Raw genomic sequence first — 19,125 nt, 5'->3', positions numbered from 1 at the left:
GTGGCGCTTCGTGTATGGCGTTAAATGATCGAGCCGTAGTCCGACGTCACAGGCTCGCCGCTGCCCGTGCCGCCTGGTCGTACTGGCCGGAGAGCGAGCGCATCGCCGCGGCGATCTCGGACAGGCGGGCCGGGTCGATGCCGGTCGCCAGCACCGATTTGACCAGCAGTTGCTCGCGGATCTGGGCGTAGCGCTTGCAGGCTTCCTCGCCCGCCGGCGTTACCGCGACGGTCTTCTCCTTGCCCTTGCGCCCGCTCTTCAGGAGCTTCAGGCGCTCGAGCTTCTTCAGCGAATAGTTCACCAGATGCGTGTCCTCGATATTGAGGACGAGGCAGATGTCGGCGAGGCGCTTGGGCTTGCCGCGATGGTTGACGTTGTGCAGGACGAGCACGTCCATCGGCGTCAGCTCCGGCACGCCGCCCGCCGTCATGGCGCGCAGCATCCAGCGATGGAAGGCGTTGACGGTCATCGTCAGCGCGAACTCGAACTCCGACAGCGCCGGCATCGCGCCGGAGGCGAGATGACCGGAGGAGACGATCGGGCCGAGGTCGTCGGTGAAGGGAGGAGTAGGCATCCGTAGCCTGCCGGAAAGGGCGCGGGGAACCCTCTCCTGTAAGGAGAGGGCAGGGTGAGGTGTCGGCCATTCAACGGACAGACTGTGGCCATCGCAGCCGCGGCCGGGTCGACACGGAACTGGTTCAGGGGCCTACACCTCACCCCTGCCCCTCTCCTTACAGGAGAGGGGTTCTGTCGTGGTTCCCGCGCCAGGCGCGGGTGTCCGTCGTCACATCTTCTTGTAGGCGTCGACGATGGCCTGGCCGTCGGCGCCGGCCTTCTTCAGCCAGTCGGCGGTCAGGGTCTCGCCGGCCTTCTTGAAACCGTCCTTGAGGGCGGGCGAGGGGGCGTTGACCTTCATGCCCTTGGCCTTGAGCTGGTCGAGATACCAGTTGGTCTTCTCTTCCCAGGTCTTCCAGCCGCGGGCTTCGGCCTCGGCCGAGGCCTTGAGGATCGCGTCCTGCGTCGGCTTGTCGAGCGCGGCGAAGGCCGCCTTGTTGACGAAGGTCGCGTTCTTCGGGATCCAGGCCTGGACGTCGTAGAAATGCGTCAGCGTCTCCCAGGCCTTCGAGTCATAGCCGGTGCCGCCCGACGACATGAAGGAGTTGACCACGCCGGTCGCCAGCGCCTGCGGCAGTTCCGCCGCCTGGATCGTCACCGACTGCATGCCGAGGATTTCGCCGAGGCGGGTCGTGCCGACATTATAGGCCCGCCATTTCAGGCCCTTCATGTCCTCGATCGTGTTGATCTCCTTTTTGGCGTAGACGCCCTGCGGCGCCCAGGGAACCATGAACAGGAGCTTGATGCCCTGACTGTCGAGCTTCTTCTCGACCGCCGCCTTCGAGGCCGCATAGAGCTTCTTCGATTCGACGAAGGAGGTCGCCAGGAACGGCACGACGTCGATGCCGAAGATCGGGTCCTCGTTCTCGTGCAGCGACATCAGCACCTCGCCCATCTGGGCCTGGCCGGTCTGGACGGCGCGCTTGATCTCCGGCGCCTTGAACAGGGAGGCGTTGGCGTGGACGGTGATCGAGAGCTTGCCTGATGTCGCCGTCTCGACATCCTTGGCAAAGATGGCGAGGTTCTCGCTGTGCGGGTTGTCCGACGGGTAGGCCGCCGGCAGGTTCCACTTTGCCTGGGCGAATGCCGCCGGGGCGGCGAGTGAGAGGCTCGCGGCGGCGACGCCGGCGACGAGCATTCCCTTGATGAAATCGCTGCGCTTCATGGTGTTCTCCGTTCCCTCTTGGTGATTATGCATCATTGCGGAAAGGCGAGCTGGGGCAAGACCATCACGATCTGCGGGAAGATCGTGATGATCGCGACCGCAGCGACGAGCAGGAAAAAGAAGGGCAGCGCCGCGAGCGCGACTGTGTTCGAATCCTTGCCCGACATGGTCTGCAGCACGAACAGGTTGAAGCCGACCGGCGGCGAGACCTCCGCCATCTCGACGATCAGCACCAGGAAGATGCCGAACCAGACCAGGTCGAAGCCGGCGGCCTTGATCATCGGCAGCACGATCGCGGTGGTCAGCACGATCATCGAGATGCCGTCGAGCGCGGCGCCGAGGATGATGTACATCACGGTGAGCGCGGCGATCAACGCGTAGGGCGAGAGGTGCAGCGAGTCGACCCAGGCGGCGAGCGCCGCCGGGATGCCGGTATAGGCCATCGAGGTCGACATGAAGGAGGCGCCGGCGAGGATCAGCATGATCATGCAGGTGATTCGCGTCGTGCCCATCACGCTCAGCCAGAAGGCTTCCTTGGTCAGCGAGCCCGACCACCAGGCGATGCCGAAGGAGCCGAGCACACCCCAGGCGGCGCATTCCGTCGCCGTCGCCCAGCCGAGCATTAGCGACAGGAAGACCAGCGCGATCAGCAGCATGCAGGGGATGAGATTGGCCGATTCCCTGAGCTTCTCGCGCAGCGCCATCTTCGGTTCGGCCGGCGGCGCCTTGTCGGGGTTCATGAGGTGCCAGACCACGATGTAGCCGGAATAGAGCGCCATCACGAGCAGGCCGGGCAGGAAGCCGGCGAGGAAGATCTGGATGATCGAGACATTGGCCGCCACCGCATAGACCACCATGGTGATCGAGGGTGGGATCAGGATGCCGAGCGTGCCGGCGCCGGCGAGCGAGCCGAGTGCGAGCTTCTCGTCATAGCCGCGACGCTTCAGCTCCGGCAGCGCGATCTTGGCGACGGTGGCGCAGGTTGCCGCCGAGGAGCCGGAGACCGAGCCGAAGATGCCGCAGGCCAGCACGTTGACGTGCATCAGCCGGCCCGGCAGCCAGTTCAGCCAGGGCGCGAGGCCGCGGAACATCTCCTCCGACAGCCGTGTTCGATAGAGTATCTCGCCCATCCAGATGAAGAGCGGCAGCGCAGCGAGTGTCCACGAGGCGCTGTTGCCCCAGATTGTCGTCGCGAGCACCGAGCCTGCCGGGATGCCACCGGCGACGAACTGCATCGCGACCCAGCCACAGGCCATCAGAGAGATTGCGATCCAGACGCCGCCGGCGAGCAGGACGACGAGCAAGACGAGCAGCAGCGCGGAGATTTCAATCATAGCCATGGTGTCAGACCCCGCTCGCCATGGCACGCTCGACGATTTCCTCGTCGGTTTGCGGCGGCGGCTTCTCGTAGCGCGGCGGCTGGCCACGCAGCACGACATGGACGAACTCGTCGAACATGGCGATGAACAGGATGACGAGGCCGCCGGAATAGCCGAGCTGCGGGATCCACATCGGCATGGCGACGACACCGCCGGCGACGTCGTTGAACTCGTAGGACTGCCAGGTCATCACCACGGCGTGCCAGGCGAAGAAGCCGGCGAAGCCGAGGCCGAGGATCAGCGAAAAGCACTCGAAGAGCCAGCGCTTGCGGCCCTGGAAGTGATCGATCAGCAGGCCGACCCGGATCATCTCGCCGGATTTGAAGGTGTGGGCGAGGCCGAGGAAGGCCATCGCCGCCATGCACCAGGACGCGAAATCGTCGCCTGCCGGGATGTTGAAGCCGACCTCGCGGCCGATCGACAGCCCCATCATCAGGACGAGGATCGCGATCAGGAAGAGGCCGGCGGCGTAGCCGGCGAAGAGGTAGAGCGCGTCGAGGAAGCGGCGGATCATGCGCGCGCCTCGTGGCGATACGTCGTCGCGCGCGGCCGCTCGGCCATGCGCAAAGCGGCGGTTGCCAGGACTGGTCCTGCCATGAAAGCCTCCCCTAAGATCGGTCCGGCCCCTCAGCCATGTCCCGATCGCTAATGCCGATCCTAATCGGCGAAATGAGCTTGTCAACGTTTCATCGACGATTTATCGATGAAACGTCAAAGAGCCACTATGGCCAATAATCGGGGGATCAGATGACGAGCGGCCGTTGGGACTTCTGGATCGACCGTGGCGGCACCTTCACCGATGTGATCGGCCGCGATCCTGCAGGCAAGTTGCATGCCCGCAAGCTGCTCTCCGAGAATCCCGGCGCCTATCGCGACGCCGCCGTCCAGGGCATCCGCGACCATCTGCGGCTGAAGGCCGGCGAGCCGATCCCGGCCGGCACGGTCGGCGAAGTCCGCATGGGCACGACGGTCGCGACCAACGCGCTGCTCGAACGCAAGGGCGACCGCACCCTGCTCGTCACCACCAAGGGCTTCCGCGACGCGCTGCGCATCGGCTACCAGGCCCGGCCCGATATCTTCGCCAAGGAGATCATCAAGCCCGAGCAGCTCTATGACGCCGTCGTCGAGGTCGAGGAGCGCGTCCTCGCCGATGGCTCGGTCGAGAAGGCTGCCGATGAGGCCGCGATCCGCGCGGCATTGCAGGCGCAGTTCGATGCCGGTTTCCGCGCAGTCGCGATCGCCTTCATGCACGGCTATCGCTATCCGGCGCATGAAGAGCTCGCCGCCAGGATCGCTCGCGAGATCGGCTTCCCGCAGGTCTCCGTCAGCTATGAGGTCTCGCCCCTGATCAAGCTGGTCGGGCGCGGCGATACCGCCGTGGTCGATGCCTACCTCTCGCCGATCCTCGCCCGCTATGTCGCGCAGGTCTCCGAAGAGCTCGACATCGCCCGCACCGGCGCGCGGCTGATGTTCATGATGTCCTCGGGCGGGCTCACCGCCGCTGAATTGTTCCAGGGCAAGGACGCGATCCTCTCCGGCCCGGCCGGCGGCGTCGTCGGCCTCGCCGAGACCGGCCGCTCGGCCGGTTTCGACAAGGTCATCGGCTTCGACATGGGGGGCACCTCGACCGACGTCGCCCATTTCGACGGCGAGTATGAGCGCGCTTTCGAGACCGAGGTCGCCGGCGTACGGATGCGCGCGCCAATGATGCTGATCCATACGGTCGCGGCAGGCGGCGGCTCGATTCTCCATTTCGATGGCTCGCGTTTCCGCGTCGGCCCCGATTCCGCCGGCGCCAATCCGGGCCCGGCCGCCTATCGCCGTGGCGGCCCGCTGGCCGTGACCGACGCCAACGTCATGGTCGGCAAGCTGATCCCATCCTATTTCCCGGCGATCTTCGGCCCGGGCCAGGACCAGCCGCTCGATGTCGCGGCCGTGCGCGAGAAGTTCGCATCACTCGCAGCCGAAGTTGGTGATGGTCGCTCGCCAGAGGAGGTCGCCGACGGCTTCGTCCAGATCGCCGTCGCCAACATGGCCGAGGCGATCAAGAAGATCTCGGTCCAGCGTGGCTATGACATCACCCGCTACGCACTGAACTCCTTCGGCGGCGCAGGCGGCCAGCACGCCTGCCTCGTCGCCGATGCGCTCGGCATCAAGACCGTGCTGCTGCACCCGTTCTCCGGGCTGCTCTCGGCTTATGGCATGGGGCTCGCCGAGATCCGTGCCACCCGTACGGCAGCGCTCGATGTGCCGCTCGACGCCGAGGCCAAGGCTGCGATCGGCGTGGTCGCCTACAGGCTGGGCGCCGAGGCGAAGGGCGAGGTTGCAGGGCAGGGCGTCGCCGAGGTCGACATTGCCATCCATGTCCGCGCCCATATCCGCTATGCCGGCACCGACACCGCGATCGCGACGCCCTTCGGCAGCCGCGCCGAGATGCAGGAGGCCTTCCAGGCAGCCCACAAGGCCCGCTTCGGCTTCATGGACGAGACCAAGGCGCTGGTGGTCGAAGCCGTCGAGGTCGAGGCCGTCGGTGGCGGGGCCCGCTTCGAGGAGGCGGCAGCGGCCGAGAACACCGGCGAGCCCGGAATCGCCGAACGCACCCGCTTCTTCTCGAAGGGACAGTGGCACGAGGCGGCGATCGTCCGGCGCGAGGCGATGGCGCGGGGAGAGGGCATCGCCGGCCCGGCGATCGTGATCGAGCCGAACCAGACCGTGGTCGTCGAGGATGGCTGGAGCGCCAAGCTCACCGCCAAGGACCATCTCGTCCTGACCCGCAGCAAGGCGCTGGTCCAGAATGCCGCGATCGGCACCAAGGCCGACCCGGTCATGCTCGAGATCTTCAACAACCTGTTCATGTCGATCGCCGAGCAGATGGGCGTGACGCTGCAGAACACCGCCTATTCGGTGAACATCAAGGAGCGGCTCGACTTCTCCTGTGCCGTCTTCGCCTCGGACGCCTCGCTGGTCGCGAACGCGCCGCATATGCCGGTCCATCTCGGCTCGATGGACAAGTCGGTCGAGACCGTCATCAAGAACAACCCGGTGATCAAGCCCGGCGACGTCTACTGCCTGAACGCGCCCTATAATGGCGGCACGCACCTGCCCGACATCACCGTCTGCACGCCGGTCTTCGACAATGAGGACAAGCAGATCCTGTTCTGGGTCGCGAGCCGCGGGCACCATGCCGATGTCGGCGGTACCGCCCCGGGCTCGATGTCGCCGCTCGCGACGAATATCGAGGAAGAGGGCGTCTACATCGACAATTTCAAGATCGTCGATCAGGGCCGCTTTTGCGAGGAGGATCTGGTCAAGCTCCTGACCGGCGCGCGCTATCCGGTCCGCAACGTCGTCCAAAACGTCAACGACCTGAAGGCGCAGATCGCGGCCAACGAAAAGGGTGTGGCTGAGCTTAAAAAGATGATCCGCTCCTTCGGCCTTGATGTCGTCCAGGCCTATATGGGCCATGTCCAGGACAATGCCGCCGAAAGCGTGGCGCGCCTGCTGGCGAAGCTGCACGACGCCGAGTTCACCTATCCGATGGACCAGGGCTGCGCGATCAAGGTTAAGATCACCATCGACCGCGACAAGCGCGAGGCCACAGTCGACTTCACCGGCACCTCGCCGCAGCGGCCGGACAATTTCAACGCGCCGGCGCCCGTCACCCGCGCCGCCGTGCTCTATGTCTTCCGCGTCATGGTCGACGATGCGATCCCGATGAACGCCGGTTGCCTGCGCCCGATCAAGGTGATCGTGCCTGAGGGGTCGATGCTGGCGCCGCGCTATCCGGCTGCCGTCGTCGCCGGCAATGTCGAGGTCAGCCAAGCCGTGACCAACACGCTGTTCGGCGCGCTGGAGGCGATGTCGTCCTCGCAGGGCACGATGAACAACCTGACCTTCGGCAACGACCAGTACCAGTATTACGAGACGATCTGCTCGGGCTCGCCGGCCGGGCCGGGCTTCAACGGCACCTCGGGCGTCCACGTCCACATGACCAATTCGCGCCTGACCGACCCGGAGATCCTGGAGACGCGCTTCCCGGTCGTGCTGGAGGATTTCCACATCCGCGCCGGCTCGGGCGGCAAGGGCGAGTGGAATGCCGGCGACGGCACCAGCCGCACCATCCGCTTCCTCAAGACGATGGACTGCGCGATCCTCGCCTCACACCGCAAGGTAAGGCCCTTCGGCATGAAGGGCGGCGAACCGGGCGAGCTCGGCAGGACGTTGGTCCGGCGGCTTTCCGGGGAGGTCGAGGAGCTGAAGCCATCAGACCAGACCCTTCTCCAGGCCGGCGAGGCGGTCACCGTGATCACGCCGACGGCGGGGGGCTATGGAAAGTCGAAGGGCTGAGGCTTAGGCTTGCGTCTTCGTCATTCCGGGCTTGTTGCTTCGCACGCTTCGGAATGACGGCGGCGGTTCCGCTTAAGCCATATCGGTCTTTGCGAAATCGTTGCCTTTGTAGAGCAGGATCGCGCCGTGTTCCTTGGCGCAGGCATAGGCGAAGCAATCGCCGAAGTTGAGCTTGGCCGGGCTGCCGACCGCTCGCCCATAGCGCTTCGCCGCCTCGATCGCGGCCCGGCCGATTGCGGGCGAGATCTCGATTTCGCGCGCCTTGATATTTGCGGCGAACAAAGAAACGCTGTTTTGGGCTTGGTCGATCAGAGAGGAATCCAGTTCACGGCCCGTATCGCGCGCCTTTTTCGCAGCCAGAGACATCACGGCCTCGAACAGTCCCGGCAGCGAGATAAGAAACGGAGCTTGGGCAGCTTCGAGTCTGTTGAGCAGGAGCTCGGCGTCGTCCTCCCGTCCAAGGATTGCGACGATCACGGACGCGTCCAGATAGGTCACGCTTCGTCCCACATCTCGTCGAGAAAGGCCTTGAGGTCAAAATCGCTTTTGCCCTGTCCCATCGCGTCGGCGAGGGCGAGGCTGGGCGCTATCCGTTCGCGCAGCGGACGGGCGCTCTCCACCCGTTCAAGCTCCTGTTCGAGGGCTCGACGCACGACTTCCGTCTTTGTCCGCGCGCCCATTGCCTTCTGCAGGCGGGCCGCGAGTTCGTCGACGGTGCGGTCTCGGATGTAGAGGGACATAGGTTGATCTTCATATGAATATTCACATTAGGCAAGTGAATATTCATATGAGCGGTGGCGCTCGCATATCGCCTCTGCCGCAAAGACGACGGCATGCGCCGCCGCTCTGGAAAGGATAGGGCCCGAGGCTTAGGTCTGGTCTCTAAGGTGGAGACCGACCATGCCCCAGACCTGGATGATCACCGGTGCCAATCGCGGTATCGGCTTGGCGCTGACGATGGAATTGCTGCGACGGGGCGACCATGTCGTCGCCGCGGCGCGCGATCCCTGGGGTGGGGCTCTGGCGGAGGTCGCCGGCGGGCAAGCCGGAACGCTGACCCCGCTCGAGCTCGACGTCACCTCCGACAGGAGCATCGCCGCGGCCAAGCAGGCGCTCGATGGCCGGCCGATCGACGTGCTCGTCAACAATGCCGGCGTCTATGGCCCGCGCGACCGGCAAACGGCGCTCGACATGGACTTCAGGGCCTGGCGCGAGGTGTTCGAGGTCAATGTCTACGCGCCGCTGCGGGTGGCGCAGGCTTTCCTGCCGAATGTCGAGGCGGGTTCGGGCCGCAAGATCGTAACGATCAGCAGCCGCATGGGCTCGATCGGCTCAAACCCGTCCGGCGCCGTTGCCTATCGCTCCTCGAAGGCCGCGGTGAACATGGTCATGGTCGCTTTCGGCAACGCGGTGCGCGACAGCGAGGTCGCGGTGCTGCTCTTCCATCCCGGCTGGGTGCGCACCGATATGGGCGGCGGCGGTGCCGATATCCCGCCGACCGAGAGCGCCGCCGGATTGATCGCGACGATCGACGCCTCGGGCATGGCCCAGACCAACAGCTTCCGCAACTGGAAGGGCGAGGCGATTCCGTGGTGATCGCCTCGCGCTGAAGCTCAGTTGCCGCGGGTCGACGCCAGCCAGAGCCCGCCGCCGATCAGGAAGCCGCCGCTGAACTTCGACATCAACAGGACGCGCCGCTGCGACAGGAAACGGCCGGCCCGGCCGGAGAGGATCGCATAGGCGCTGTCGCTGACTGCGGCGAACAGCATGGCGGTCGCGCCCATGATCGCGATCTGGGTGGCGTAGTCGCGCGCCGGATCGAGGAATTGCGGGAAGAAGGCGCCGAAGAAGACCAGCGTCTTCGGATTGCTCAGCGCGACCAGCAGTCCCTGCAGGAAGAAGCCGCCGCGCGGCGGGCGCGCCTCGGCCGCGCCATCGGCGATCTCGCCGGCGCTGCGATACATCTTCCATCCCAGCCAGATCAGATAGGCGGCGCCGGCGAGCCTGACCCAGTCGAACCAGTGGCCCATTGCGGCGATCACCGAGCTCAGGCCGATGCCGACGATGGCGATCATGATCACCAGCCCGGCCTGCGTTCCTGCCATGTTGAGAAGCCCGGCGCGGCTACCATGCTTCAGGCTGTTGGCGATGATCAGCGTCACGGTCGGGCCGGGCACGATCACGATGACGAAGCAGGCGACAAGGTAGGCGGCGAACAGCTCGAATGACATGGGATAGCCTCCCGGCGGCTTGGCGGCCGCCTTCAAGGCGGCGCGTCATTCCTCGCCTGTTTGCGCCGACCTGTCGAGAGAGGAGGGGAGCGTGGCCAACATCGGGTTTCGGGTCGTCCCGCTGACACCGCAGCATTGGCCGGCGCTGGAGGGTCTCTTCGGGCCGCAAGGGCCTTGCTATGGCTGCTGGTGCAATCATTTCCGCATGTCGCCGAAGCTGCGCAAGCCATTGCTCGGCGAGGGCGCACGGCAGCTCTTCGAGGAGCGGGTGAGGACAGGCCCGCCGCCGGGCGTGCTCGCTTTCGCCGGTGATGTCCCGGTCGGTTGGCTGCAGATCGGGCCTCGGGCGCATGTGCCCGAGTGGAACAACCCACGCCGTGCCTCGACGCCTTTGCCGGACGCTTCTGCAGAGGACGAGCGCAACTGGGCCGCCTCCTGCTTCTTCGTCCGCAAGGGCTTTCGCGGCAAAGGCGTTACGGCTGCGTTGCTCTCCGGCGGGGTGGAATTTGCACGGGCGAGCGGCGCGCGCCTCGTCGAGGCCGCGCCGATGGACAATGAGGGCAAGCGCAGCGCCGACGGGCTCTATGTCGGTCCAGAAAGCGTGTTTCGGCGCGCCGGTTTTGTCGAGGTCGCCCGGCAGAAACTCGGCCGGCCGCTGATGAGATTCATGCTCTGACGACAGGACGCCGAAGGTTGATGCATAAAAGGCTGTCAAGCTAAAAGTTTCAAATATTTGAGTTGGTTAGCTGGCTCCGTTAAGCATCTGTTTGCTTCGCAGCTGCGAGAAGTCGGCCGCTCGGCTTTGGCGGTGGATGTGATGCGGCGGTTCGGGTTGACGGCGAAGATCACGGTGCTTTTCGCGATCTTCGGCATCGCGGCGGCGCTCGGTCTCGCCAGCGCCGTGCGCGGCCTCGATTCCGTCCATGAGATCGACCGCGAGGCCTTCGGCGGGCAGCAGCTCGCCAACAAGGCGGCGCTGCTCTCGAGCCGCGTCGCGCAGGCTTCGCTGCTCAGCCGCTTCGAGGACGCGACCGAACCGCGCGCGGTCGAGCAGGCACTCGATCAGCTCGATGCGGCCGTTGAGCTTGTGGACGCGGCCCGCGCCAATCTGATGTCTTCCTTGCCGGCAAATGTACTGCAATCCAACGCGACTCTGGGGGCGCGCATCCGGACCTTCATCGATTTCCAGCGCGACATCGTCGAGATCGGCCGCAGGGTCTCGCCGAAGGCGGCATTGATCGAGGCCTCGGCCGAAGCCGCCAAGGAGAATGTCCGCCAGATCATGCTGGTGACCTCGGCCATGCGCGACGAGCTCGACCGGCAGGCCGGGATCGCTGCGGCGCGCGCGCAGGACCTCGCCTCGCGCGTGAGGTTGCGGGTCATCGTGATTGCTGCCGGCCTGCCGCTCGCCGGCGGGTTGCTGGCGATCTTCCTGCTCAGGGCACATCTGACCCGGCCGCTGCGCGAATTGATGGATACGATCAAGCTGGCGACATCGTCGGATCGGGTCGTCGACGTGCCGCACTGCAAGCGCCGCGACGAGATCGGTGAGCTTGCCCGCACGGTGCGCACGCTGAGCGAGGTCCGCGCCACCCTTGTCACGCGCGATGCCGAGGCCGACCTGTCGCAACAGCATCAGCAGCGGCGCACCGACGAGTTGCACAGGATCGCGCAGGAGTTCGAGGCGCGGATCGGCCGCCTGCTCGCCGATATCGGCCGGCTGAGCGAGGGCCTGCGCGCAGCGCTCGGCGAATCTGCCGCGCGTGCCGGACAGATCTCGCATAGCGGCAGTGCTGCTGCGCAGGCCGTCGCCGGGGCGGGCGAGGAGGCCGAGCGCATCGCCGATGCCGCGGTGCGGCTGGAGGAGGTCGTCGAGCAGATCAATCGCGAGGTCAGGCGTGTCTCGGAGACCGCGAGTCTGGCGACCCGCGACGCGGCCGGCACGGTCGGTCTGGTCGGCCGGCTGACCGAGAATGCCGGCAAGATCCGCGACGTCGTCCAGCTGATCGAGGCGATCGCCCGGCAGACCAACCTGCTCGCGCTCAACGCCACGATTGAGGCGGCGCGGGCGGGCGCACAGGGCCGCGGCTTTGCCGTCGTCGCTAGCGAGGTGAAGGCGCTGGCGACGCAGACTGCGGACGCGACGGCACAGATCTCGGCCCGGATCGCGACCGTGGACGCGGCACTGTCGCAGGCGGCTCAGGCGATCATCGGCATCGCCAGCCGCGCCGGCGCGGTCGAGCAGGCGAGCACCGAGATCTCGACCATGGTTGCCTCGCATACCGGCCTGCTGCAGGGCCTGGGCGAGACCATCGCGCGCATCTCGGTGGTCACCGGGCAGGCCGCCGTCGCGGTGACGACGATCGCGGGTGCCGGCGTCCAGACCACTGTCCATGCCGAGCAGGGCGCGAGCGGGGCTCGCCAGCTCGACGAGCGGATCTCGGCCCTGCAGGCTGAAGCCGACGAGTTCGCCAGGCGCCTGCGCGCCGCCTGAACCGGCTTGCCTTGGCCGGCCGACTCGCGGCCTTGTGCGCCATGCCCGAAAGCATGTGCATCTTCCCATGAGCTGGTCACCGCAGCAGGACGCGGCGCTCGCCGCCGTGGCCGATTGGCTCAGGGTCGGCTCGCCGCAGCTCTTCCGCCTGTTCGGTTATGCCGGCACGGGCAAGACCACGCTCGCCCGCCATATCGCCGAGGGCGTCGACGGCACGGTCGTGTTCGCCGCTTTCACCGGCAAGGCCGCGCTCGTCCTGCGCAACAAGGGCTGCGAGGGCGCGCAGACCATCCATTCGCTGATCTACCGCTCGCGCGGCGTCGACGAGGAGAGCCCGACCTTCGTGCTCAATCGCGAGAGTACGGCCGCCAAGGCCAAGCTGATCATCATCGACGAGTGCTCGATGGTCGACGAGGATCTCGGCCGCGACCTGCTGTCCTTCGGCACGCCGGTGCTGGTGCTGGGCGACCCGGCGCAGCTGCCGCCGGTCAAGGGCGGCGGCTTCTTCACCGAAGCCGAGCCGGACGTGATGCTGACCGAGGTCCACCGCCAGGCGGCGGACAACCCGATCGTGCGCATGTCGATGATCGTGCGCGAGGGCGGGCGGCTCGAGGTTGGCGATTACGGTGCCAGCCGGATCATCCGGCGCGCCGAGATCACGCCTGAGATCGTGCTGTCGGCCGATCAGGTGCTGGTCGGCCTCAACAAGACGCGCCGGCAATACAATGCCCGCATGCGCCAGCTCATGGGCCATGTCGCCAATGTCCCTGCGGTCGGCGAGAAGCTGGTCTGCCTGCGCAACGACAAGAGCAAGGGCCTGCTCAATGGCGGCGCCTGGATCGTGCAGGAGCTGAAGACCTCTAAGAAAGGCCTCATCACCATGCGGGTGACGCCGGAGGACGACACCGGGGGTAAGCCGGTCAAGGTCTCGGTCATGCCGAACTTCTTCGATGGCACCGAGGATGAGGTACCCTGGGAACTGCGCCGCCACACCGACGAGTTCACCTTCGGCTATGCGCTGACCGTGCATAAGGCGCAGGGCTCGCAATGGGACAACATCGTCATGTTCGACGAGGCCTTCGCCTTCCGCGAGCACCGGGCGCGCTGGCTCTATACCGGCCTGACGCGTGCGGCCGAGACGATCACCGTGGTGATGTGAGCGCTGCGAGCAAGCGGGCGCGCTCGATGTCCTTGGGGCGCCCGAAGCCAGCGATGATGCGCCTGAGCTCATCCCGTTCGGGGACGTAGACGGTTGCCCTGCCGATCGTGATCGTCTGGCGCGTCGTCGGCTGGACCGGGTGCCACGTCTCGCCGACGCGATGCTCGAAGCCGGCCATGAGATCGACCGGCACGGGCGGCGCCGACCATTTGGCCAGCACCGTCGAGCGAAATAGTGGGTTCGGCAGCCCCTGATAGGACTCGATGTCGAGCGCCGGCAGGATGCGGCTGATATCCTCGACGCTAAGCAGGACATCGACATCGGCGACGGTGATCGGCCTGGCGCCATGAAGGGCGGCCGCGGCGCTCGCGATGATCCACCAGGGCCCGCGGGCGTTCTCCATGATCGCAGCGACGGAACCGAGGGTTTCGATCAGGGGCGCTGGCAGGCTCATGAGCGGCCTATAGCAGCCCCGAGGTGGCTGCGGCGAGCCCGCGCCAGACCGCCACGGTAGATTGGAATTGCGCGAAGCGATGCTGGCGGAGAAGAATTTTCTTGGTATGCGATAGTGTCGGCCTGCCCGGCGACGCATCGAGAGCCATCATGAACTTCGCCCAGAACTTCGACCTGTGGATCGACCGCCGCGGCAGCAACTGCGCCAAATGGGACAAGATGGAGGCGATCTACGGCGTGCCGGTCTCCGACGGCATCGCCATGTGGGTCGCCGATATGGACTTTCGGCCGCCGGCTTGTGTCCAAGCCGCGATCGAGGCGATGGCCGCTCATGGCGTTTACGGCTATTTCGGCGACGAGCGCACCAACAGCGACGCCATCCGCTGGTGGATGAAGGAGCGCCATGGCTGGGCGGTCGAGCCGCAGGCGATCTTCACCACGCATGGACTGGTGAACGGCACCGCGCTCTGCGTCGACGTCTATACCAAGCCGGGCGATGGCGTCGTCCTGATGACGCCGGTCTACCATGCCTTCGCCCGTGTCATTAAGGCGGCGGGCCGCGATGTCGTCGAATGCAAGCTCGCGCTCGATGACGGCCGCTACGTCCTCGACATCCCCGCCTGGGATGCGCAGATGACCGGCAAGGAGCGGATGCTGATCCTGTGCTCGCCGCACAATCCCGGTGGGCGGGTCTGGAGCCGTGACGAGCTCAGGCAGATCGCCGATTTCTGCGTCCGCCACGACCTGATCCTGGTCTCGGACGAGATCCATCACGATCTGGTCATGCCGGGATACAAGCACACGGTCATGGCCAATGCCGCGCCGGAGATCATGGGTCGTCTGGTGATGATGACCGCGACGACCAAGACCTTCAACATCGCCGGCGCCCATGTCGGCAACGTCATCATCCCCGACGAAACGCTGCGCGCGCCCTTCCGCGCCCGGATGAATGCGCTCGGCATATCCCCCAACTCTTTCGGCATGGAGATGTCGACGGCTGCCTACAGCCCGCAAGGCGCAGCCTGGGTCGACTCCCTGGTCGCCTATCTCGACGGCAACCGCCGGCTCTTCGACGAGGCGGTCGGCAGTATTCCCGGTATGCGCTCGATGCCGTTGGAGGCGACCTATCTCGCCTGGGTCGATTTCGCCGGCACCGGGATGGAAGCCAAGGAGTTCATCGCCCGCGTCGAGAAGCAGGCGAAGATCGCGGTGAACCACGGTACGAGCTTCGGCGCTGGCGGCGACAGCTTCCTGCGCTTCAACCTTGCGACCCAGCGCTCTGTGGTGGTCGAGGCCGCAGAGCGGTTGAAGAAGGCGTTCGCCGACATGCAGTAAGGGCTGCGGCGAGTTGTGAGGCTCGCCGCCAGTTACTGCCTCACAGCCTCTGCGAGGTCGTTCCCTTGGCGATGATCGGGCCGGTCGGCCGACCGGTCGGGGAGCCGGTCGCCGGTTCCAGCGTGATCTCGAAGAGCTGATCCTTGCCGAGCGGCAGGTTGTCGAGCCTGAGCGGCGTCGAGCGGGCGCGGTCGATCAGGCCGACCGAGCGCGGTCCGACGGCGCGATCCCACAGCGTCCAGATTTCCAGCGCCTTGCCGGCCGGCACGTCGATGCTCTGCAAGGGCAGCATCTCGACGCGGCCGTCGGCGAAGGTATGCACCACGGCGGCGGCGGCATTGCTGTCGGTCAGCAGCACCGCAACCATCAGCGGCTGGCGCCCGGCACGGTCGAGCGCGCCGATGAGGCCGACCGCCAGCAGCACGGTCGCCAGCGCGCCGGCGAAGGCAGCACCGCGCCAGACGAACAAGCTGTTCCACCAGTCGGCAAGGCGGCCGGAGCCGGCCGCTGCCTGTCGCGGTGCCGCTGCTGCCGCGGAGGTCGCAGGCTGGATCAGGCCCGCTATTCCGGCCTCGATCCGGGACCAGAGATCGGCGGGAGGCGCGATCGGAGTGGCTGTCGCGTCGAGCGCGGCGAAATGGCGGCGCCAGCGCTCGACGGCGGTCGCGAAAGCGGTGTCCTGCTCCAGGCGATGCTCGGCGGCGTCGCGCTCCTGGCCTTCGAGCAGGCCGAGGACATATTCGCCCGCGAGCGCATTATACTCGGGCGAGGCTGCGTCGGCGACGGGGCTCATCCGAGGCACTCCTTCAGCGAGAGCAGCGAGCGGCGGATCCACGACTTGACCGTGCCGAGCGGCAGCTTGAGGCGCCCGGCGATCTCGCCATGCGTCAGCCCCTGGACGAAGGCGAGCAGCACCAGGCCGCGCCGTTGCGGCGGCAGCATCTCGAGACAGGCGCGCAGCGCCGTGGCGTCGGAGAGTTTTGACATCACGGTCTCCGGATCATCCTCCTCGCTCGCCGTCTCCTCGGCGATCGGTGTGTCGCTGGTCTCGGTCCGCTTCTCGTCGCGCAGGATCGAGAGCGAGCGGTTGCGCAGGATGGCGTAGATCCAGGTCAGGCCGGCGCCGCGCTCGGGATCGAAGCGGGCCGCATGTCTCCAGACCAGCACGAACGCGTCCTGCACCGCTTCCTCCGCCAGGGCCCGGCGCTTCAGCAGACGTTGCGCCACACCGAGCATACGCGGCGACTCCGCCTCGTAGATGCGCCTGAGCGCTGATTTATCGCCGGCGGCACAGGCGAGCAGCGCGTTTTCGATCTCGCCGGTCTGTCGCGGCTGCGTAGCGTCAGTCGCCATCCGTCTCCCCGGTATCCGGCCGTCCCTACGGAAGCGGCGAGCTCATTGTTACGCGATAGCAGCCGTCTTGGATGCGTCCGGGGCTTTTATTTTTTCGTCCGCATCCGGCCTGCGATCCCGTCGCTATCCGCCATGGGTGCCGCGCCAAAGCAGGCGCAGGCCGCCCCTCTTTTGAGATTGCGACACGAACCGGAGGACATCCAATGACCAAGGCTCGCAACCTGCTTCTCGCATCCACCATTCTCGCCACGACCTTCGCTGCGGCGACCGCAGCCCAGGCCGGCATGCTCGCCGCGCTGACCGGCGACGACACGCTCACCATGGTCGACACCGCGACCCAGAAGGCCGGCAAGTCGATGAAGGTCACCGGCATCAACGGCAAGATAGCCGGCATCGACGTCCGCCCCGCCGACGGCATGCTCTATGCCCTTGGCGTCGACGGCACGATCTACACGATCGACCAGGCCGGCAAGGCGACGATGAAGTCGAAGATGGACACGGTCCTCGCTGCCAGCGCCATGGCGTCCGTCGACTTCAACCCGGCGGCCGATCGCTTGCGCGTGATCGGCTCGGACGGCACCAACCTGCGCGTCAACGTCGACGACGGCAAGACCACGGTCGACGGCAAGCTGAAGTTCGCCGAGACCGACATGCACAAGGGCGAAGCGCCGATGATCGTCGCCGGCGCCTACAGCAACTCGGTCAAGGGCACCAAGGAGACGGCGCTCTACGACATCGACGGCAAGATCGGCGGGCTGCTGAAGCAGGCGCCGCCGAATGACGGCGTGCTCGGCGCCATCGGCAAGCTTGGCGTCACGCCCAAGGCGATCGCTTTCGACATCGAGACGGCAGCCGACGGCACGAATACCGGATGGCTCGTCGCCGATGGCGGGCTCTACAAGGTCGATCTGACCTCGGGCAAGGCCGCGATGGTTGGCAAGATCGGCGGGCTCACCGCACCGGTGCGTGATGTCGCGGCGTTGCCGGCGATGTGACCTCTACTGATCTTCCGATCAGCGGGAGGCCGCCGTTCCGCGAGGGACGGCGGCCTTTCTCGTCTCGGGAGATGATTGAGGAGTTGACCGGGCTTTCGCCATAGTTGCAGTGGAGCTTGCAATCGGCAACGCGGATAGCGGAGACGACAGCATGGCGGATCGCTCCGAGCCAAGTCAGCAGGCACTGGCGCTGCAGCGCTTCGGCCTAGGCCTGAAGCCGGGGCAGGCTGCTGGCATGGCGGATGCGCGCGAGCGCCTGCTTGTGGATATCCGCAGCGAAGGCGCGCCGCAGCCGAACGTCAGCTTTTCCGGCGCCGCTCCGATCGGACGGGGGCTCTACGCGTTCGAGGATGAGGAGCGGGCGGCGCGTGAAGCACGTCGGGTAGCCGGGCAGGGCATGGGGCAGGGCGTGCAGGTCGCCGCCGCGCCGCCGGCCCCTGGCCAGCCGCAAGGCCAGATGACGGCGCCGGCACAGCCGGTTCCCCAGTTTCCGCAGACGATCTACCGCGAGGAAGCTGTCGCGCGCATCCAGATCGCTCTGGAGGCCGAGACAGGCTTCGCCGAGCGGCTTGTCAAGTTCTGGTCGAACCATTTCTGCGTCTCGGTCGCCAAGGGCAATTTCGTGCGCGCCATGGCTGGCGCCTTCGAGCGCGAGGCGATTCGCCCCAATATCTTCGGCCGCTTCGAGGACCTGCTGATCGCGGTAGAGAGCCACCCGGCGATGCTCAACTTCCTCGACAACCAGCTCTCGATCGGCCCGGATTCGCGCGCCGGCAAGCGCCGTGGCCGCGGCCTCAACGAGAACCTCGCCCGCGAGATCATGGAGCTGCACACGCTCGGCGTTTCCGGTGGCTATACACAAGGAGACGTCACCTCGCTGGCGCGGATCATCACCGGCTGGACCGTTGTCGGGCGTGATGCCCGCCTCGGCTTCCCCGGCTCCTTTGCCTTCAATCCCGGCCTGCATGATCCCGGTGGGCAGAGGCTGCTCGGCAAGGTCTATCGGCAGGAGGGCAAGGAGAAGGGCATGGCGGCGCTCGCCGACCTCGCCCGCCATCCGAGCACGGCAGTCTTCATCGCCCGCAAGCTCGTCCGCCACTTCGTCGCCGACGAGCCGCCGCAGGCGCTGATCGCCGATCTCACCCGCGTCTTCCGCGAGACGGGTGGCGACCTCGCCGCGCTCTCGCGGGCACTGGTCACGTCGGAACTCGCCTGGACTGCGCCGGCGACCAAGCTGCGCACGCCGCAGGAATTCCTGGTCGCGACGTTCCGGGCGCTCGGCCGCAAGCCGGATTTCGGCCAGATCGCGGGGCCGCTCGGCGTGATGGGCCAGCCGCTCTGGCAGCCTTCAGGGCCCGACGGCTATCCCGACACGAACGCGGCCTGGGCGACGCCGGAGGGGATCAAGACCCGCATCGATGTCGCAGCCCAACTCGGCCGGCAGGCGGCGGGCTCGGTCGCCGATCCGCGTGCGCTGGTCGAGGAGGTGCTCGGCCCGCTCGCCTCGCCCCAGACCAGGCAGGCGGTAGCGCGCGCCGAAAGCAAGCAGCAGGCGATCGCGCTGCTGCTGATGTCGCCCGAATTCCAGCGGAGGTGAGC

Annotated in this window: 18 protein-coding genes; 8 read left to right on the top strand and 10 right to left on the bottom strand. The window is 66.5% G+C overall.

Annotation, left to right across the window (positions count from 1 at the left end):
- Nucleotides 1-46: 46 nt before the first annotated feature.
- From BLM15_RS14210 to BLM15_RS14195, 4 genes are all read right to left on the bottom strand, one after another.
- Entirely contained in the window at nt 47-574 is a 528-nt protein-coding gene (locus BLM15_RS14210) for a winged helix DNA-binding protein (protein ID WP_126113372.1), read from the bottom strand.
- Between the two features lie 210 nt (nt 575-784).
- On the bottom strand, nt 785-1,780 hold the full coding sequence (locus BLM15_RS14205) for a TRAP transporter substrate-binding protein (RefSeq protein WP_206438641.1): 996 nt from the start codon (nt 1,778-1,780) through the stop codon (nt 785-787).
- Nucleotides 1,781-1,812: 32 nt separating this feature from the next.
- Nucleotides 1,813-3,120 carry a TRAP transporter large permease gene (locus BLM15_RS14200; RefSeq protein ID WP_126113371.1) on the bottom strand — a complete coding sequence of 436 codons (1,308 nt, stop codon included), beginning with the start codon at nt 3,118-3,120 and terminating at the stop codon, nt 1,813-1,815.
- A 4-nt stretch (nt 3,121-3,124) separates the two neighbouring features.
- Nucleotides 3,125-3,673 carry a TRAP transporter small permease gene (locus tag BLM15_RS14195; RefSeq protein ID WP_126113370.1) on the bottom strand — a complete coding sequence of 183 codons (549 nt, stop codon included), beginning with the start codon at nt 3,671-3,673 and terminating at the stop codon, nt 3,125-3,127.
- 233 nt (nt 3,674-3,906) lie between these two features.
- Between BLM15_RS14195 and BLM15_RS14190 the strand changes: the two genes are divergently transcribed.
- On the top strand, nt 3,907-7,506 hold the full coding sequence (locus BLM15_RS14190; protein WP_126113369.1) for a hydantoinase B/oxoprolinase family protein: 3,600 nt from the start codon (nt 3,907-3,909) through the stop codon (nt 7,504-7,506).
- Between the two features lie 72 nt (nt 7,507-7,578).
- Here BLM15_RS14190 and BLM15_RS14185 read toward each other — a convergent pair whose 3' ends face one another.
- Nucleotides 7,579-8,004, bottom strand: a complete 426-nt coding sequence (locus tag BLM15_RS14185) for a type II toxin-antitoxin system VapC family toxin (RefSeq protein WP_236846662.1) — start codon at nt 8,002-8,004, stop codon at nt 7,579-7,581.
- On the bottom strand, nt 8,001-8,246 hold the full coding sequence (locus BLM15_RS14180) for a type II toxin-antitoxin system VapB family antitoxin (RefSeq protein WP_126113367.1): 246 nt from the start codon (nt 8,244-8,246) through the stop codon (nt 8,001-8,003). Before BLM15_RS14180 ends, BLM15_RS14185 begins: the two co-directional genes overlap by 4 nt.
- 160 nt (nt 8,247-8,406) lie before the next feature.
- On the opposite strand from BLM15_RS14180, the gene BLM15_RS14175 reads away from it, so the two are divergent.
- A complete protein-coding gene (locus BLM15_RS14175; protein WP_126113366.1) occupies nt 8,407-9,102 on the top strand; it encodes an SDR family oxidoreductase in 696 nt (231 codons plus the stop codon).
- Nucleotides 9,103-9,119: 17 nt separating this feature from the next.
- On the opposite strand, the gene BLM15_RS14170 is transcribed toward BLM15_RS14175, so the two are convergent.
- Nucleotides 9,120-9,737, bottom strand: a complete 618-nt coding sequence (locus BLM15_RS14170) for a LysE family translocator (RefSeq protein WP_126113365.1) — start codon at nt 9,735-9,737, stop codon at nt 9,120-9,122.
- A 91-nt stretch (nt 9,738-9,828) separates the two neighbouring features.
- Here BLM15_RS14170 and BLM15_RS14165 point away from each other — a divergent pair, with 91 nt between their 5' ends.
- The 3 genes from BLM15_RS14165 (at nt 9,829) to BLM15_RS14155 (ending at nt 13,390) form a co-directional block, all read left to right on the top strand.
- Nucleotides 9,829-10,413, top strand: coding sequence for a GNAT family N-acetyltransferase (locus BLM15_RS14165; RefSeq protein WP_335904831.1), 585 nt, complete (start codon nt 9,829-9,831; stop codon nt 10,411-10,413).
- A gap of 156 nt (nt 10,414-10,569) precedes the next feature.
- Complete coding sequence (locus BLM15_RS14160; protein ID WP_206438640.1) at nt 10,570-12,231, top strand: methyl-accepting chemotaxis protein; 1,662 nt, start codon at nt 10,570-10,572, stop codon at nt 12,229-12,231.
- A 67-nt stretch (nt 12,232-12,298) separates the two neighbouring features.
- Entirely contained in the window at nt 12,299-13,390 is a 1,092-nt protein-coding gene (locus tag BLM15_RS14155; RefSeq protein ID WP_126113363.1) for an ATP-dependent DNA helicase, read from the top strand.
- Here BLM15_RS14155 and BLM15_RS14150 read toward each other — a convergent pair.
- On the bottom strand, nt 13,374-13,844 hold the full coding sequence (locus tag BLM15_RS14150; protein ID WP_126113362.1) for a hypothetical protein: 471 nt from the start codon (nt 13,842-13,844) through the stop codon (nt 13,374-13,376). The two genes, BLM15_RS14155 and BLM15_RS14150, sit on opposite strands and share 17 nt — an antisense overlap.
- Before the next feature lie 149 nt (nt 13,845-13,993).
- On the opposite strand from BLM15_RS14150, the gene BLM15_RS14145 reads away from it, so the two are divergent.
- Nucleotides 13,994-15,178: a MalY/PatB family protein gene (locus tag BLM15_RS14145; protein WP_126113361.1), complete on the top strand. Its 1,185-nt coding sequence runs from the start codon at nt 13,994-13,996 to the stop codon at nt 15,176-15,178.
- Between the two features lie 40 nt (nt 15,179-15,218).
- On the opposite strand, the gene BLM15_RS14140 is transcribed toward BLM15_RS14145, so the two are convergent.
- Together BLM15_RS14140 and BLM15_RS14135 are read right to left on the bottom strand one after the other, a co-directional pair.
- Nucleotides 15,219-15,971, bottom strand: a complete 753-nt coding sequence (locus BLM15_RS14140; protein ID WP_126113360.1) for an anti-sigma factor — start codon at nt 15,969-15,971, stop codon at nt 15,219-15,221.
- Nucleotides 15,968-16,531, bottom strand: coding sequence for a sigma-70 family RNA polymerase sigma factor (locus tag BLM15_RS14135; RefSeq protein ID WP_126113359.1), 564 nt, complete (start codon nt 16,529-16,531; stop codon nt 15,968-15,970). Before BLM15_RS14135 ends, BLM15_RS14140 begins: the two co-directional genes overlap by 4 nt.
- Before the next feature lie 203 nt (nt 16,532-16,734).
- Here BLM15_RS14135 and BLM15_RS14130 point away from each other — a divergent pair, with 203 nt between their 5' ends.
- Together BLM15_RS14130 and BLM15_RS14125 are read left to right on the top strand one after the other, a co-directional pair.
- The gene (locus BLM15_RS14130) at nt 16,735-17,526 is read left to right on the top strand and encodes a DUF4394 domain-containing protein (RefSeq protein ID WP_126113358.1); all 792 of its coding nucleotides are present in this window, start codon (nt 16,735-16,737) and stop codon (nt 17,524-17,526) included.
- Nucleotides 17,527-17,677: 151 nt separating this feature from the next.
- Nucleotides 17,678-19,123 carry a DUF1800 domain-containing protein gene (locus tag BLM15_RS14125; RefSeq protein WP_126113357.1) on the top strand — a complete coding sequence of 482 codons (1,446 nt, stop codon included), beginning with the start codon at nt 17,678-17,680 and terminating at the stop codon, nt 19,121-19,123.
- Nucleotides 19,124-19,125: the final 2 nt, after the last annotated feature.

Origin of the sequence: Bosea sp. Tri-49 (assembly GCF_003952665.1) — a bacterium.
In the GTDB taxonomy this organism is placed as follows: domain Bacteria; phylum Pseudomonadota; class Alphaproteobacteria; order Rhizobiales; family Beijerinckiaceae; genus Allobosea.
The sequence above is the reverse complement of the archived record's forward strand: the minus strand, read 5'-3'. Positions and strand labels throughout refer to the sequence as shown.